This is a genomic window from Pseudomonas versuta, assembly GCF_001294575.1.
GTDB classification, from domain to species: domain Bacteria; phylum Pseudomonadota; class Gammaproteobacteria; order Pseudomonadales; family Pseudomonadaceae; genus Aquipseudomonas; species Aquipseudomonas versuta.
In genome coordinates, this window is sequence record NZ_CP012676.1 from 4,763,160 (window position 1) to 4,778,484 (window position 15,325).

Annotated in this window: 13 protein-coding genes; 10 read left to right on the forward strand and 3 right to left on the reverse strand. The window is 59.8% G+C overall.

The annotated features are described in order from the left end of the window. Positions 1-22: 22 nt before the first annotated feature. Complete coding sequence (gene ilvA / locus AOC04_RS21355; RefSeq protein WP_060696537.1) at positions 23-1,537, forward strand: threonine ammonia-lyase, biosynthetic; 1,515 nt, start codon at positions 23-25, stop codon at positions 1,535-1,537. Positions 1,538-1,577: 40 nt separating this feature from the next. Continuing rightward, positions 1,578-2,006, forward strand: coding sequence for a DUF2269 family protein (locus tag AOC04_RS21360; protein ID WP_060696538.1), 429 nt, complete (start codon positions 1,578-1,580; stop codon positions 2,004-2,006). Positions 2,007-2,105: 99 nt separating this feature from the next. Here the strand turns inward: AOC04_RS21360 and AOC04_RS21365 are convergent, their stop codons facing one another. Continuing rightward, positions 2,106-2,762, reverse strand: coding sequence for a histidinol-phosphatase (locus AOC04_RS21365; protein ID WP_060696539.1), 657 nt, complete (start codon positions 2,760-2,762; stop codon positions 2,106-2,108). Positions 2,763-2,905: 143 nt separating this feature from the next. Here AOC04_RS21365 and AOC04_RS21370 point away from each other — a divergent pair, with 143 nt between their 5' ends. Together AOC04_RS21370 and ptsP are read left to right on the forward strand one after the other, a co-directional pair. After that, positions 2,906-3,385, forward strand: coding sequence for an RNA pyrophosphohydrolase (locus tag AOC04_RS21370; protein ID WP_019828104.1), 480 nt, complete (start codon positions 2,906-2,908; stop codon positions 3,383-3,385). A gap of 21 nt (positions 3,386-3,406) precedes the next feature. Next, the gene (ptsP, locus tag AOC04_RS21375; protein ID WP_060696540.1) at positions 3,407-5,686 is read left to right on the forward strand and encodes a phosphoenolpyruvate--protein phosphotransferase; all 2,280 of its coding nucleotides are present in this window, start codon (positions 3,407-3,409) and stop codon (positions 5,684-5,686) included. Positions 5,687-5,761: 75 nt separating this feature from the next. On the opposite strand, the gene AOC04_RS21380 is transcribed toward ptsP, so the two are convergent. Further along, a complete protein-coding gene (locus AOC04_RS21380) occupies positions 5,762-6,508 on the reverse strand; it encodes an NRDE family protein (RefSeq protein WP_060696541.1) in 747 nt (248 codons plus the stop codon). A gap of 167 nt (positions 6,509-6,675) precedes the next feature. Here AOC04_RS21380 and lgt point away from each other — a divergent pair, with 167 nt between their 5' ends. Beyond that, on the forward strand, positions 6,676-7,479 hold the full coding sequence (gene lgt / locus AOC04_RS21385; RefSeq protein ID WP_060696542.1) for a prolipoprotein diacylglyceryl transferase: 804 nt from the start codon (positions 6,676-6,678) through the stop codon (positions 7,477-7,479). Positions 7,480-7,532: 53 nt separating this feature from the next. Continuing rightward, positions 7,533-8,504: a thymidylate synthase gene (locus AOC04_RS21390; RefSeq protein WP_060696543.1), complete on the forward strand. Its 972-nt coding sequence runs from the start codon at positions 7,533-7,535 to the stop codon at positions 8,502-8,504. A gap of 94 nt (positions 8,505-8,598) precedes the next feature. On the opposite strand, the gene cadR is transcribed toward AOC04_RS21390, so the two are convergent. After that, positions 8,599-9,048 carry a Cd(II)/Pb(II)-responsive transcriptional regulator gene (gene cadR / locus AOC04_RS21395; RefSeq protein ID WP_060696544.1) on the reverse strand — a complete coding sequence of 150 codons (450 nt, stop codon included), beginning with the start codon at positions 9,046-9,048 and terminating at the stop codon, positions 8,599-8,601. A gap of 86 nt (positions 9,049-9,134) precedes the next feature. Here cadR and AOC04_RS21400 point away from each other — a divergent pair, with 86 nt between their 5' ends. The 4 genes from AOC04_RS21400 (at position 9,135) to AOC04_RS21415 (ending at position 15,303) form a co-directional block, all read left to right on the forward strand. Next, complete coding sequence (locus AOC04_RS21400; RefSeq protein WP_060696545.1) at positions 9,135-11,432, forward strand: heavy metal translocating P-type ATPase; 2,298 nt, start codon at positions 9,135-9,137, stop codon at positions 11,430-11,432. A 16-nt stretch (positions 11,433-11,448) separates the two neighbouring features. After that, entirely contained in the window at positions 11,449-12,312 is an 864-nt protein-coding gene (locus tag AOC04_RS21405) for a LysR family transcriptional regulator (RefSeq protein WP_060696546.1), read from the forward strand. Positions 12,313-12,500: 188 nt separating this feature from the next. Continuing rightward, on the forward strand, positions 12,501-13,577 hold the full coding sequence (locus tag AOC04_RS21410; protein ID WP_060696547.1) for a putative 2-aminoethylphosphonate ABC transporter ATP-binding protein: 1,077 nt from the start codon (positions 12,501-12,503) through the stop codon (positions 13,575-13,577). A gap of 1 nt (position 13,578) precedes the next feature. Continuing rightward, positions 13,579-15,303: a putative 2-aminoethylphosphonate ABC transporter permease subunit gene (locus AOC04_RS21415; RefSeq protein WP_060696548.1), complete on the forward strand. Its 1,725-nt coding sequence runs from the start codon at positions 13,579-13,581 to the stop codon at positions 15,301-15,303. Positions 15,304-15,325: the final 22 nt, after the last annotated feature.

Below are 15,325 nucleotides of genomic sequence, written 5' to 3' on the forward strand. Positions count from 1 at the left end.
ACCCGCCCAGTGAAGCTTTCCGATGCTCGAACAGTACGTTAAGAAAATCCTCACCTCGCGCGTTTATGACGTTGCCGTAGAAACCCCCTTGCAAGCTGCCAACCAGCTCTCCGAGCGGTTGGGCAACCATATTTTGCTCAAGCGCGAAGATTTGCAGCCGGTGTACTCGTTCAAGATTCGCGGCGCTTACAACAAGCTCATGCATTTGAGTGACGCCGAGCGTGCCTGTGGCGTAGTCACCGCGTCGGCGGGCAATCATGCACAGGGTCTGGCCCTGGCAGCCAAGGTGCTGGGGGTCAAGGCCACCATCGTCATGCCCAAAACCACTCCCGAGATCAAGGTCGAAGGTGTGCGTTCACGGGGCGGCATTGTGGTGCTGCACGGCGATACGTTCCCGGAAGCCCTGGCCTACTCGCTGCAATTGGTTGAGAAGGAAGGCTACGTCTACGTTCACCCCTACGATGACCCGCACACCATTGCCGGGCAGGGCACCGTGGCGATGGAAATTCTGCGCCAGCACCCGGCACCGCTGGATGCGATCTTTGTACCGGTGGGCGGTGGCGGGTTGATCGCCGGGATTGCCGCGTATGTGAAATACCTGCGCCCCGATATCAAAATCATTGGCGTCGAGCCCGATGATTCCAACTGCCTGCAAGCTGCGATGGCGGCCGGCGAGCGCGTGGTGCTGCCTGCGGTCGGGATTTTTGCCGACGGCGTGGCCGTGGCCCAGATTGGCCAGCACACCTTCGACATCTGCAAGGACTACGTTGACGAAGTGATCACCGTCAGCACCGACGAAATTTGTGCGGCGATCAAGGACATCTTCGACGATACCCGCTCGATCACCGAACCTGCCGGTGCCCTGGGTGTGGCAGGGATCAAGAAGTATGTTGAACAGCGCGGTGTGCGCGGCCAGACCCTGGTTGCCATCGACTCCGGTGCCAATGTGAACTTCGACCGCCTGCGCCATGTGGCCGAGCGGGCCGAGCTGGGCGAAGGTCGCGAGGCCATCATCGCGGTGACCATTCCTGAGGTGCCGGGCAGTTTCGAGGCGTTTTGCCAGGCTGTCGGCAAGCGTCAGATTACCGAATTCAACTATCGCTATCACACCGGTAGCGAGGCGCACATTTTTGTCGGTGTGCAGACCCACCCGGAAAACGACCCGCGCAGTGCACTGCTGGCCAGTCTGATCGGGCAAGGCTTCCCGGTGGTCGACCTGACCGAGAACGAACTGGCCAAATTGCACATCCGGCATATGGTCGGCGGGCATGCGGCCAAGGTCAGTGATGAATTGCTGTTCCGTTTCGAATTTCCGGAGCGCCCGGGCGCGCTGTTCAACTTCCTGCACAAGCTGGGCGGACGCTGGAACATTTCGATGTTCCATTACCGTAACCACGGTGCGGCCGATGGTCGTGTCATGGCCGGGCTGCAGGTACCTGCCGATGAGCGTCATCTGGTACCGGCAGCCCTGGCTGAAATTGGTTATCCGTATTGGGATGAGAGCGATAACCCGGCGTACCAGCTGTTTCTTGGCTGATAGCCGCTACGCTGATTGAACGGCTCAAGGGATTAATCAAATGGAAACGTTCACCGCGTTAAAACTGCTGCATGGCGTTTGCACATTGCTGCTGTTCGTCAGCGCCATTGCTTTGCTGGTGGTGGTGATTCGTCGCTGGCGGGCGGGGGACAAGGATCTGTCCGGCGCCATCGTAAGGCGGCCCTGGGCCTTTGTCTGGGCGTTAAAGGCCGTGTGCCTGGTGGCGCTGCCGGTGAGTGGCTGGTTCCTGGTGCATATGGCCGGCTGGCCGCTGAGCCAGTTGTGGTTGCTGGCGGGCAGCAGTTTGTATCTGGTGGGTGGCTTGAGCTGGTTGTGGTTGCTGGTACGGCTCAATCGCCTGCGATTGGGGCGAGTGGCCAAACATCCGGGGTTCACGTTGGGTCTGGCGATTTTTTGTGCAGTTTGCTTTATCGCCATTGCCGGGCTGATGGGCGCCAAGCCGGTTTGACCCTGTTATGAGCATCTGTAGGAGCGAGCTTGCTCGCGAGCTGTCGGTTGTCGCGATGAAAAGCTCGCGAGCAAGCTCGCTCCTACAGTGGGTGTCGGTTCAGTCGCGCAGCGTCATCACTGGCCAGCCGCGTTTTTCGGCTTCAGCACGCAGGTTAGGATCAGGATCAACCGCCACCGGATGGGTCACTTGCTCCAGCAGCGGCAAGTCGTTCATCGAGTCGCTATAGAACCAGCTGTCTTCCAGGCTGTAGCCATTTTCTTCGATCCAGCGGTTCAGGCGTGTCACCTTGCCTTCACGGAAGCACGGCACGTCGGTGCTGCGACCGGTATAGCGGCCATCGACGATTTCGCACTCGGTGGCAATCAGGTGTTCCACGCCCAGCTTTTGGGCGATCGGTGCCGTTACCACGCGGTTGGTGGCCGTGATAATGACCAGCGTGTCGCCTGCAGCACGGTGCTTTTCCAGCAGGGCGTGTGCCTTGGGCAACATCAACGGCTCGATGCAATCGCGCATGAATTCGCGGTGCCATTGATCCAGTTGAGCCATGTCATGACGGCCAAAGATTTCCATGCTGAAATTAAGGTAGGCGGCGTTGTCGAGTTTGCCGGCCAGGTAATCCTGATAAAAGGCATCGTTACGTGCCTTGTAAGCATCGCCGTCGAGAATGCCCCGCTGGCACAAATAATCGCCCCAAGCGTGATCGCTGTCGCCGCCCAGGAGGGTGTTGTCCAGGTCGAATAAAGCCAGTCGCATTGAAATTACCCGCTGAAGTGTCTGTTAAAAGGCTACAAGAATACGGTCTTTTCATAAGAGTGCACATAAGGCAGGAAGGCGCGTTGCTGCTTTCACAACCTTTGTGGAACAATGCGGTGACATGCGTTTGCGAGGTTGTTGCCGTGATCGACCCCGATGGTTTCCGCCCTAATGTCGGGATTATTCTGACAAATGATGCTGGTCAGGTACTTTGGGCTCGCCGAATCAATCAAGACGCGTGGCAGTTTCCGCAGGGCGGTATCAACCCTGATGAGACGCCGGAAGACGCCTTGTACCGTGAGTTGAACGAAGAAGTTGGCCTTGAACGCGAAGATGTAGAAATACTCGCCTGCACGCGAGGCTGGTTGCGTTATCGTTTGCCGCAACGCCTGGTCCGTACCCACAGCCAACCGCTGTGTATCGGTCAGAAGCAAAAGTGGTTTTTGCTGCGCCTGGTCTCCAACGAGCAACGGGTGCGGATGGATTTGACCGGTAAACCGGAGTTCGATGGCTGGCGCTGGGTCAGTTATTGGTATCCGTTGGGCCAGGTGGTGACATTCAAGCGCGAGGTTTACCGTCGCGCTCTCAAAGAGCTTGCCCCGCGCCTTTTAACGCGCGCCTGACACGGAGTTCGACCCCGAGCCATGCTCAATACGCTGCGCAAGATCGTCCAGGAAGTTAACTCCGCCAAGGATCTCAAGGCGGCGTTGGGGATTATTGTGCTGCGCGTCAAAGAGGCCATGGGCAGTCAGGTCTGCTCGGTCTATTTGCTTGATCCAGAGACCAATCGTTTTGTCCTGATGGCGACCGAGGGCCTGAACAAGCGCTCGATCGGCAAAGTCAGCATGGCGCCCAACGAAGGCCTGGTCGGCCTGGTGGGCACCCGTGAAGAACCTCTGAACCTCGAAAACGCCGCCGATCACCCTCGTTATCGATACTTTGCTGAAACCGGTGAGGAGCGCTATGCCTCTTTCCTGGGGGCACCGATTATCCACCACCGACGAGTTGTCGGGGTTTTGGTCATCCAGCAAAAGGAACGCCGCCAGTTCGATGAGGGCGAAGAAGCCTTCCTCGTGACCATGAGTGCGCAACTGGCGGGCGTTATTGCCCACGCCGAAGCCACGGGCTCGATCCGCGGCCTGGGGCGTCAGGGCAAGGGCATCCAGGAAGCCAAGTTTGTCGGTGTACCGGGCTCTCCGGGTGCGGCGGTCGGTACGGCGGTGGTCATGTTGCCCCCGGCTGATCTGGACGTGGTTCCTGACAAGAGCATTACCGATATTCCGGCTGAAATTGCGCTGTTCAAAACAGCCCTCGAAGGTGTGCGCAACGATATGCGCGCCGTTTCGAAAAAACTCGCCACTCAATTGCGGCCCGAAGAGCAGGCGCTGTTCGACGTGTATCTGATGATGCTCGACGATGCGTCGCTGGGCAGCGAAGTTAAAAATGTGATCAAGACCGGTCAGTGGGCCCAGGGCGCGCTGCGTCAGGTGGTGACTGATCACGTCAACCGTTTCGAACTGATGGATGACGACTACCTGCGCGAGCGGGCGTCGGATGTGCGTGACCTGGGGCGGCGCCTGCTGGCCTACCTGCAACATGACCGTCAGCAAACCATGGTCTACCCCGACCACACCATTCTGGTCAGTGAAGAACTGACCGCGACCATGCTCGGTGAAGTTCCCGAAGGCAAGCTTGCCGGTCTGGTGTCGGTATTGGGTTCGGGCAACTCCCACGTGGCAATTCTGGCCCGGGCCATGGGCATTCCGACGGTAATGGGCCTGGTTGACCTGCCGTACTCCAGGGTCGACGGCATTCAGATGATCGTCGACGGCTACCACGGCGAGGTCTATACCAACCCCAGCGATGTACTGCGCAAGCAATACGCCGAGGTCGTCGAAGAAGAACGCCAGCTGTCTCAGGGCCTTGATGCCCTGCGTGAGCTACCGTGCATCACCCCTGACGGGCATCGCATGCCACTGTGGGTCAACACCGGCCTGCTGGCCGATGTGGCCCGTGCACAGCAACGTGGCGCCGAAGGCGTAGGTCTGTACCGCACTGAAGTGCCGTTCATGATCAACCAGCGCTTTCCGAGCGAAAAGGAGCAGCTGGCGATTTATCGCGAGCAACTCGCCGCCTTCCATCCGCAACCGGTGACCATGCGCAGCCTGGACATCGGCGGCGACAAGTCACTGTCGTACTTCCCGATCAAGGAAGACAACCCGTTCCTTGGTTGGCGCGGGATTCGCGTCACCCTCGACCACCCCGAAATCTTTCTGGTTCAGGCCCGGGCCATGCTCAAGGCCAGCGAAGGCTTGAACAACCTGCGTATTTTGCTGCCGATGATCTCCGGCACCCACGAACTTGAAGAAGCCTTGCACCTGCTGCACCGTGCCTGGGGTGAAGTGCGTGACGAAGGCACTGATGTGCCGATGCCGCCTATCGGGGTCATGATCGAAATTCCGGCCGCTGTGTATCAGACCAAGGAACTGGCGCGCCAGGTGGACTTCCTGTCGGTGGGCTCCAACGACCTGACCCAATACCTGCTGGCCGTGGACCGTAACAATCCGCGGGTCGCCGACTTGTATGACTACTTGCACCCTGCGGTGCTGCAGGCCCTGCAATCAGTGGTGCGCGATGCGCATGCCGAAGGCAAGCCAGTAAGTATCTGTGGCGAGATGGCCGGTGATCCGGCAGCTGCCATTTTGCTGATGGCCATGGGTTTTGACAGTTTGTCGATGAACGCCACCAACTTGCCGAAAGTGAAGTGGATGTTGCGCCAGGTCAGCCTGAGCCGTGCGAAGGAACTGCTGGCAGAAGTGATGACCATCGACAATCCGCAGGTGATTCGCAGCACCGTGCAACTGGCCCTGAAAAACATGGGCCTGACCCGCATGATGAACCCGGCGGCAATCAAACCTTATTGATCATCCCTCTGCAGGACTGTAGGAGCGAGCTTGCTCGCGAGCTGTTAAAAGCTCGCTCCTATAGTGGAATCTGGGTCATCCCTGGATTTTTACCTCTCCCAAGCGCCCACCCAACGGGCCAAAGCTGTGTTCAACCATCAGTCTCGAACCGTCTGCGTTCACAATTAGTGCGGTGCTGGCGCGGGTACCGTAGCTGGGGCTGGAAATAAACACGCTCGACAGCAAGCTCTCCGTGGCCAGGCCTACGCCGGTATCAGGCAAATCACTGAACGGCGCCGTCTGGCGGTCATTGAGCAGCGCCAGAAGTGCTTGCGGCTGAGGATCATTGATTATCTCGGCCAGGGCGGCCTTGGCCTTCAGCAACTTGGGCCACGGTGTATCCAGCCCGGCATTCGACACGCCATAAATCCCGGCTTCGAGTAACTGCGGCGCCACATCCCGGGAGTTGTAATGCCAGAGCTGATCGCCAGTGCCCAGCAACAGGTTGAACCCGGCATATTCCACTGAACGACGGCCAACGTCAGCGAAATACTCGCCAATTGACTGGTTACCGCTCAGGAAGTCAGATACCAGCTCCCCGCGCGAGCGCCGCGAAGGTGGCTTGTGCGGTTCACGAATATTGGTCAGCGCCGCAAAGCGCCCGTTGGCACCTACCCCGAGCCAGGTGCCACCTGCCTCCAGATCGCGGCCGGCAAACACTTGAGGCGCATCGACCCACTGCGCCAGGGGCTTTGCGGGGCGCGCATAAAACTCATCACGGTTGGCCGCTACGACCAGAGGCTGGGCGTGGCCGGGGCGCCAGGCGAATACAATCAGACACATGGGCAGTCCTTAATGTTTTTTTAATCACTGTACTTATAGATTGCCTCAGCCTGTCACGCCATTCACTAGAGCCCAAGGCCTCCCTTCCGTTACCATGCCGATCAAATTTGTATGCGGTGCTGTTGTCCTGTGCCGGTTTGAGTTTCCTGATCTAACAAGGAGTCGCAATGCTGCCTTACCCGCAGATTGACCCGGTGGCATTGGCCATTGGTCCGCTGAAAATCCATTGGTACGGTTTGATGTACCTGATCGGCATAGGCGCAGCCTGGCTGATCCTGTCGCGACGTCTGAACCGCTTCGATCCGACCTGGACCAAGGAGAAACTCTCTGACCTGGTGTTCTGGGTGGCCATGGGCGTCATTGTCGGCGGCCGACTGGGCTATGTACTGTTCTACGACCTGAGTGCTTACATCGCCAACCCGTTGCTGATTTTCGAGGTCTGGAAAGGCGGCATGGCGTTCCACGGCGGGCTGATCGGCGTGATGCTGGCCGTCTGGTGGTTCGGTAAACGCAACGGCAAGTCGTTTTTCCAGATCATGGACTTCATTGCACCGGTGGTGCCGATTGGCCTGGGCGCCGGTCGTATCGGCAACTTCATCAATGCCGAGTTGTGGGGTAAGGCCAGCGATGTGCCGTGGGCAATGATCTTTCCTACCGACCCTCAGCAACTGGCGCGCCATCCGTCGCAGCTTTATCAGTTTGCGCTGGAAGGTGTGGCACTGTTCCTGATTCTTTGGCTGTACTCGCGCAAACCTCGTCCTACGATGGCGGTTTCCGGGATGTTCGCCCTGTTCTACGGCATCTTCCGCTTTATCGTCGAGTTCGTTCGCGTGCCTGACGCTCAGCTAGGCTATCTGGCGTTCGGCTGGGTGACGATGGGGCAAATTCTCTGCATCCCGATGATCCTCGGCGGTCTGTTACTGATCTGGTGGGCTTACCACAGCGATCCAGCGGCTCAAAAAGCTGCGTAATGAATTCGAATCGCAGGGCGCACACCGCCCTGCATTCAAACGGTAGGAAAACCATGAAGCAATATCTCGATCTCGTTGCCAACGTCATCAAAAATGGCACCTTGCAAGCCAACCGCACCGGGGTGAAGACCATCAGTCTGCCCGGCGCCATGCTGCGCTATGACCTCAAGGAAGGCTTCCCGGCCATCACCACCCGTCGTATGGCGTTCAAATCTGCGATTGGCGAGATGTGCGGTTTCCTGCGCCCGGTAAACAGCGCTGCAGACTTCCGCGCCCTGGGCTGCAAAGTGTGGGACCAGAACGCCAACGAAAACGCCCAGTGGCTGGCCAACCCGTTCCGTCAGGGTGAAGACGACCTGGGGGAAATCTACGGCGTGCAATGGCGCAAATGGCCGGCGTACAAGCAAATTGCGAGCAGCAACCAGGCCGCAATCGAACTGTCGTTGAGCCAGGGTTATCGGCAGATTGCTGACGGCGAAGAAGACGGCCAGGCCTACGTGGTGCTGTACAAAGCCATCGATCAGGTACGCCAGTGTGTGGACACGATCATCAACGACCCGGGCAGCCGCCGTATTCTGTTCCACGGTTGGAACTGCGCCCAGCTCGACGAAATGGCCCTGCCGCCGTGCCATCTGCTGTACCAGTTCCACCCGAATGTCGAGACCAAGGAAATTTCCCTGACCCTTTACATCCGCTCCAACGATCTGGGCCTGGGCACGCCGTTCAACCTGACCGAAGGTGCTGCGCTGTTGAGCCTGATCGGTCGCCTGACCGGTTACACGCCGCGCTGGTTCACCTACTTCATCGGTGATGCCCACGTGTATGAAAACCACCTGGACATGCTCAACGAACAGTTGACCCGCGAGCCGTTCCCAATGCCAAAACTGGTGATTTCGGACCGTGTACCGGAATTCGCCAAGACTGGCGTGTACCAGCCTGAATGGCTGGGCCTGATCGAACCGGGTGACTTCAGCCTCGAAGGCTACCAGCACCATGCGCCCATGACCGCCCCGATGGCGGTGTAAACCCCGGTCTCCTGTAGGAGCGAGCTTGCCTCGCGATCCTTACAAAGCTCGCGAGGCAAGCTCGCTCCTACAGGTTTTGATGTTGTCGGTGGTATCAATGCCCGTGGCTTCTGCCCACATGGCTCGGTTCGCCTTGCGGCGCACTGACTGAGCCGCTGACCTCCAGCTGCTGCAAAATCCCGCAATGCTCTGCGTTCGGCCCTTCGCCACAGCGTTGGCGCAGGTCCAGAAGTTGTGCCTGCAGTGCCAGCAAGCTATCGATCCGCGCCTTGACGTGGTGGATGTGTTCATCGATCAGCGCATTCACGCTTTCACATTGATCCTGGGGGCTGTCGCGCAAATTGAGCAGGCTGCGGATTTCTTCCAGGGTCATGTCCAGGCTGCGGCAATTACGGATGAACGTCAGTCGCTCGACATGGGCCTGGGTGTACAACCGGTAGTTGCCTTCACTGCGCGCAGGCTCCGGCAGCAGCCCTTCACGTTCGTAATAACGGATGGTTTCGACCTGACAGTCGGTCAATTTCGCCAGTTCGCCAATTTTCATTACGGTTATCTCCGAAAGGGTGCTTGACCCTATAGTGGCTACAGGGTCTTTACTTGGCAACAGGCACCTTTTGCGGACGCAACCTGATGAGCGATTCCATTCACACCCACCACAAGCCCCATGCTGGCCACGATCACGATCACGATCACGATCACGATCACGATCACGATCACGATCACGATCATGGCAAGAAAGATGAGCATGCCGGCCATGGGCACAGCTGCTGCTCTGCAGCCGAGGCCCCGAGCGTAATCAAGCTCAGCGCTGCCCCTACGGCGGGCGCCCGCTTGAGCAGCTTTCGTATCGAAGCCATGGACTGCCCCACCGAGCAAACCCTGATCCAGAACAAGCTGGGCAAGCTGGCGGGCGTGCAGCAACTGGAATTCAACCTGATCAATCGGGTGTTGGGTGTGACCCACGACTTGCCGTCGACTGAACCCATCATCGCGGCCATCAAATCCCTGGGCATGCAGGCCGACTCGCTGGAGTCGGACACTGATGCGGCCGGCCCCGTAACCCCGCCTGCCAGCAAACACTGGTGGCCGCTGGCCGTGGCCGGTGTCGGTGCACTGGCGGCTGAAGTGCTGCATTTTACCGATGCCGCGCCGACCTGGGTGATTGCACTGGTGGCTTTGGTGTCGATCCTCAGCGGCGGCCTGACCACCTACAAAAAGGGCTGGATTGCCCTGAAAAACCTCAACCTGAACATCAACGCGCTGATGAGCATTGCCGTGACCGGTGCCGTGCTGATCGGCCAATGGCCAGAAGCTGCCATGGTGATGTTCCTGTTTACCGTGGCCGAATTGATCGAAGCCAAATCCCTGGACCGGGCGCGCAACGCCATCGGCGGCCTGATGCAAATGGCGCCGGACAAGGCCACCGTGCAACAGGCTGATGGCAGCTGGCTGGAACGTGAGGTTAAAGACGTCGAACTGGGCGCCATCGTGCGCGTACGCCCCGGCGAGCGCATCGGCCTGGACGGCGAAGTGGTGGCGGGCAGTTCGACCATCGATCAGGCGCCGATCACCGGTGAAAGCCTGCCGATCGAGAAAACCGTCGGCGACAAAATATTTGCCGGCACCATCAACCAGGCCGGCTCGCTGGAATACCGGGTCACTGCTGCGGCCAGCAATTCGACCCTGGCGCGGATCATCCACGCGGTAGAGCAAGCCCAGGGCGCCCGGGCTCCCACCCAGCGTTTTGTCGACAGCTTCGCCAAAATCTACACCCCGGTGGTGTTCATCTTTGCGTTGGCGGTAGCTGTGATTCCGCCACTGTTTATGGGTGGCGTATGGTTTGACTGGATCTATCGCGCCCTGGTGTTGCTGGTGGTGGCGTGCCCGTGTGCGCTGGTCATCTCGACCCCCGTGACCATTGTCAGCGGTCTGGCCGCTGCGGCACGCAAAGGGATTCTGGTGAAGGGCGGGGTGTACCTCGAAAGCGGTCACAAGCTGGATTTTCTGGCGCTGGATAAAACCGGCACCATCACCCACGGCAAGCCGGTGCAAACCGATTACTTGCCACTCGACCCGCTGGTGACCGAGAGCGCGGTGTTGCTGGCCGCGAGTCTGGCGACCCGCTCCGATCACCCGGTTTCCCTGGCGGTGGCCAATGCCGCTGTGGATAAAAACCTGACGCTGCGGGCTGTGGATAACTTCACCGCCCTGGCCGGGCGTGGTGTACGCGGTGAAATCGACGGCAAGGTTTATCACCTGGGTAACCATCGTCTGGTTGAGGAGTTGAACTTGTGCTCACCGGCACTGGAAGAAAAGCTCTTTGCCCTCGAGAAGCAGGGTAAAACCGTGATTTTGCTTTGCGACAGTTCCGGTCCGCTGGCCTTGTTCGCCGTGGCCGACACGGTCAAGGAGTCCAGTCGCGAAGCGATTCGCGAGTTGCATGAACTGGGGATCAAAACCCTGATGCTGACCGGTGACAACCCGCATACCGCCAGCGCCATCGCGGCCCAGGTGGGGATTGATCAGGCCCAGGGCAACTTGTTGCCCGACGACAAACTCAAGGCAATTGAAGCGCTGTATGCCCAGGGCCATCACGTTGGCATGGTCGGCGACGGGATCAACGACGCACCGGCACTGGCCCGCGCCGAAATTGGTTTTGCCATGGCGGCTGCCGGTACAGATACCGCGATTGAAACCGCCGATGTCGCCCTGATGGACGACGATCTGCGCAAAATCCCGGCGTTCATTCGTCTGTCACGTCAGACCTCCAGCATCCTCAAACAAAACATTGCCCTGGCATTGGTCATCAAAGGGATCTTCCTTGCGGTAACCTTCCTGGGTATGGCCACCATGTGGATGGCCGTGTTTGCCGACATGGGCGTGAGCCTGTTGGTGGTGTTCAACGGTTTGCGCCTGCTGCGCAAATAGATCAAGAGAGGCCGCAGTGCTGAGTGCCGAGCTGAAAGCGTTTTACCGGGTGGCCCAATTGGGCAGCATTACTCAGGCAGCGAAAAAGCTCGGGCTTAGCCAGCCGACCGTGACCACGCAGATCCGTCAGCTCGAAAGCCAATACGCGGTGGAGCTGTTTTACCGCGGCGGTCGGCGCCTGACCCTCAGCGATGACGGTGTGCGTTTGCTGCCGATGGTCAAGGCGCTGATCCAGCAAGAAGCCGACATAGAATTCTTTTTGCGCAATAGCGGTCATGGCACCGGCACCCTGCGCATCGCCGCCACCGCCCCGTACTACATCCTCGATCTGGTGAAAACCTTTCGCGAGCGCCTGCCGCAAATTGAAGTGTCGGTGGATATCGGCAATTCGCAGCAAGTGCTCGAAGCGCTGGACGAATACCGGGTGGATATCGCCGCCTCCTCGCAACTGGTGGATGACCCGAGGCTGATTCGCCGGGTGCTGGGGACCGATCCGCTGGTGCTGGCGGTGCATCGCAACCACCCGCTGGCCAAGTTCGATCACGTGCGGCTCAGCGCGCTGGCCGGGCATTGTCTGCTGATGCGCGAGCAGGGTTCGACTACCCGCAAACTCACCGAGCAATTACTTGCCGGCGCCGGTGTCGGCTTTGGTCCACTGCTGGAAATCGGTAGCCGGGAGTCGATCCGCGAGGCGGTGTTGCGCAACATCGGCATCAGCATCATCGCCCGCCAGGAAGTGCCCCACGATCCGCAACTGCGGGTGCTGACCCTCGAAGGTGCGCCGCAAATAGCTGAATACCTGTACTGCCTCAAAGAGCGCAAATCTGCGCGTCTGCCGGCGGCCTTTTTGGGGCTGGCGCAGGAAATGGCTCCGGCCTGAGCGAATACCCCAACCTGTAGGAGCGAGCTTGCTCGCGAGCCGTTCCAGGAGCTCGCGAGCAAGCTCGCTCCTACAGCCACCCCATCCAAAAACCACCAATACCTCTATCGGCAGAATTTGCCTTACTGCCACATCCTGTACGCATTGCGCCTCTAGGATGAGCCCCATCTGCTTGATGAGGTGCATCCATGAACAGCTCGAACGCAACCGCTTTGACCCAACCGGGCGTGCCTATGAAGGTGCGCAATGTGAGCAAGCGCTTTGGCGCTTTCAATGCGCTGGATGATGTATCGCTGGAGGTCGCTGCTGGCGAGCTGGTGTGCCTGCTGGGGCCGTCCGGCTGCGGCAAGACCACCCTGCTGCGCTGCATCGCCGGGCTTGAACGCCAGGACAACGGTGTGCTGTATCTGGGTGATCGCGATGTGTCTGACCTTGCACCTCAAGCCCGTGACTACGGAATTCTGTTCCAGTCCTACGCGCTGTTCCCCAATCTGACAGTCGAAGCCAACATCGCCTACGGCCTGGCCGGCAGCAGTCGTGACGTGGTGCGCAAACGGGTCGCGGCCATGCTGGAACTGGTGGGCCTGACCGGTAGCGAAAAGAAATTCCCCGGCCAGCTCTCCGGCGGCCAGCAGCAGCGAGTGGCCCTGGCCCGCGCCCTGGCACCGTCGCCTTCGCTGTTGCTGCTCGATGAACCCATGTCGGCCCTGGACGCCCGTGTGCGAGAGCATTTATGTACCGAGCTGCGCCAGTTGCAGCGCAGCCTGGGCATTACCACGCTGATGGTGACCCACAACCAGGACGAAGCCATGCTGATGGCTGACCGCATTGCCGTGATGAACAATGGCAAGGTCGAACAATACGCCACCCCGCAGGAAATCTACGACAGGCCCGCCACTCCGTTTGTGGCCGAGTTCGTCGGGCAAGGCAACTGGCTGCCCTTCGAGCGTAACAGCGCCACCCACGCCCGGGTCGGCGGCATGAACATGCGTTTGGCGGACGATGCCGGGCGTGCCGCATCGGGCCGTCTGTTCTGCCGTCCCGAGGCCATCAGCGTCAATCCGCTGCTGCACCAGGAGAACCTGTTCCCGGCGCGGGTGCGCGAAATCACCTTCCTGGGCAATCGCTGCCGCATGAGCTTTGAACTCAACCATTTGCCGGGCCACGCGCTGACTGCTGAAGTCGGCAGCCAGGACCTGCCGCGCCTTGGGGCCCCGGACATTGTTGTCGCCTTGCCGCCAAACAGCCTGCAGGTGTTTGCCTGAGATGGCGGCTGAAATGGCCCTGCCAGTGCCCGGCAAAGTGATCCCTAAAACCTCCAGCGCAGAACTCGGCGACAGGATTTTCGTGGTCGGCGGCAAGCTGCTGCTCTTGCTGCTGCTGGGTGTGGCGGTACTGATGCCATTGCTGGCGATCTTCTGGCGCGGCTTCAGCGCCGAGGATGGCCAGGGCGGTGGCTGGGTGGCGGCACGGGAGCTGGTGACCAGCGACAATTTTCACTGGCTGGTGGGTAATAGCCTGAAGGTATCCCTGAGTGTGGCGGCGATTGTGGTCCCGCTGGCCTACCTGTTTGCCTACGCACTGCAGCGCACAATGATTCCCGGCAAGCGCATCTGGCGCGGCCTTTCGCTGTTGCCGCTGATGGCCCCTTCGATGTTGCCGGGCATTGCACTGGTGTACCTGTTTGGTAATCAGGGCATGTTGCGCGGGCTGATTTCGGACAACATCTATGGCTTCTGGGGCATCGTGCTGGGTGAGGCGATTTACACTTTCCCCCACGCCCTGATGATTCTGCTTTCAGCACTGTCCCTGGCCGATGCGCGCTTGTTCGACGCCGCATCGAGCATGGGGGCAGGGCCCTTCAAAGCCTTTCGCAGTATCACCTGGCCTGGCACCCGCCAGGCGGTGTTCGCCGCCTTCTGCCTGGTGTTCACCCTGACCATCACCGACTTCGGCGTACCGGTGGTGGTGGGGGGCGATTATCAGGTGCTGGCGCTGGAAGCCTATAAGGCCGTGGTCGGACAACAACAATTCGGTCGCGGTGCCTTGATCGGCATGGTGCTGCTGTTGCCCGCGCTGTTCAGCTTCGCCGTGGATGCCTGGCTGCGCCGCCAGCATGGCGACTCGATGAGCGGGCGGGCCCAGGTATTCAAACCACTGCCCTCGACAGTACGTGATCGCTGTTACCTGGCCATTGTGTTGCTGATTTGCGCCACCTTGTTACTGGTGTTCGGCATGGCGGTGTACTCGTCACTGGTCAAGTTCTGGCCGTACAACTTGTCGCTGTCGCTCAATCACTACCAGTTCAACGACACGGCAGGCGGTGGCTGGCTGGCCTACCGCAACAGCGTGACCATGGCGTTGTGCGCGGCACTGATCGGCAGCGTGCTGATCTTCACCGGCGCGTACCTGATGGAAAAGAGCAACGGCCAAAAAGGCCTGAATCTGGCACTGCGCATGCTCAGCTTCGTGCCGATGGCAGTACCGGGTCTGGTCCTGGGCCTGGGCTACGTGTTCTTTTTCAACCTGCCGGGCAACCCGCTGCATGTGCTCTACGGGACGATGACGCTGCTGGTGGTATGCACCATTGCTCACTATTTGACCACCGCGCAAATGACCGCGACCACCGCCTTGCGCCAACTGGACAGCGAGTTTGAAGCCGCCGCGCTATCACTGAAGGCGCCGCTGCATCGCCACTATTGGCGCGTCACCGTGCCGATCTGCCTGCCCGCGTTGCTCGACATCGTGCGCTACCTGTTCGTCTCGGCCATGACCACGGTGTCGGCGGCGATCTTCCTCTACAGCCCCGACACCATCCTCGCGGCGGTGGCCGTGCTGAACATGGACGATGCCGGCAACGTTGGCGGCGCGGCGGCCATGTCGACCCTGATTCTGTTCACTTCGGCGGGCGTGTCCCTGCTGCTGGCCTGGGCTTCACGCGGCTTGCTGCGCCGCTCCCAGGCCTGGCGCCAGGGCGCACCTGTGCAATGACCCGTGCCATTCAACGCTTGCT

Coding starts and splice junctions, on each gene's coding strand:
- AOC04_RS21365 (WP_060696539.1), bottom strand. CDS start 2,762: ATGCGACTGGCTTTATTCGACCTGGACAACACCCTCCTGGGCGGCGAC.
- cadR (WP_060696544.1), bottom strand. CDS start 9,048: ATGAAAATTGGCGAACTGGCGAAATTGACCGACTGTCAGGTCGAAACC.
- ilvA (WP_060696537.1), top strand. CDS start 23: ATGCTCGAACAGTACGTTAAGAAAATCCTCACCTCGCGCGTTTATGAC.
- lgt (WP_060696542.1), top strand. CDS start 6,676: ATGCTGCCTTACCCGCAGATTGACCCGGTGGCATTGGCCATTGGTCCG.
- AOC04_RS21410 (WP_060696547.1), top strand. CDS start 12,501: ATGAACAGCTCGAACGCAACCGCTTTGACCCAACCGGGCGTGCCTATG.
- ptsP (WP_060696540.1), top strand. CDS start 3,407: ATGCTCAATACGCTGCGCAAGATCGTCCAGGAAGTTAACTCCGCCAAG.
- AOC04_RS21400 (WP_060696545.1), top strand. CDS start 9,135: ATGAGCGATTCCATTCACACCCACCACAAGCCCCATGCTGGCCACGAT.
- AOC04_RS21380 (WP_060696541.1), bottom strand. CDS start 6,508: ATGTGTCTGATTGTATTCGCCTGGCGCCCCGGCCACGCCCAGCCTCTG.
- AOC04_RS21415 (WP_060696548.1), top strand. CDS start 13,579: ATGGCGGCTGAAATGGCCCTGCCAGTGCCCGGCAAAGTGATCCCTAAA.
- AOC04_RS21390 (WP_060696543.1), top strand. CDS start 7,533: ATGAAGCAATATCTCGATCTCGTTGCCAACGTCATCAAAAATGGCACC.
- AOC04_RS21360 (WP_060696538.1), top strand. CDS start 1,578: ATGGAAACGTTCACCGCGTTAAAACTGCTGCATGGCGTTTGCACATTG.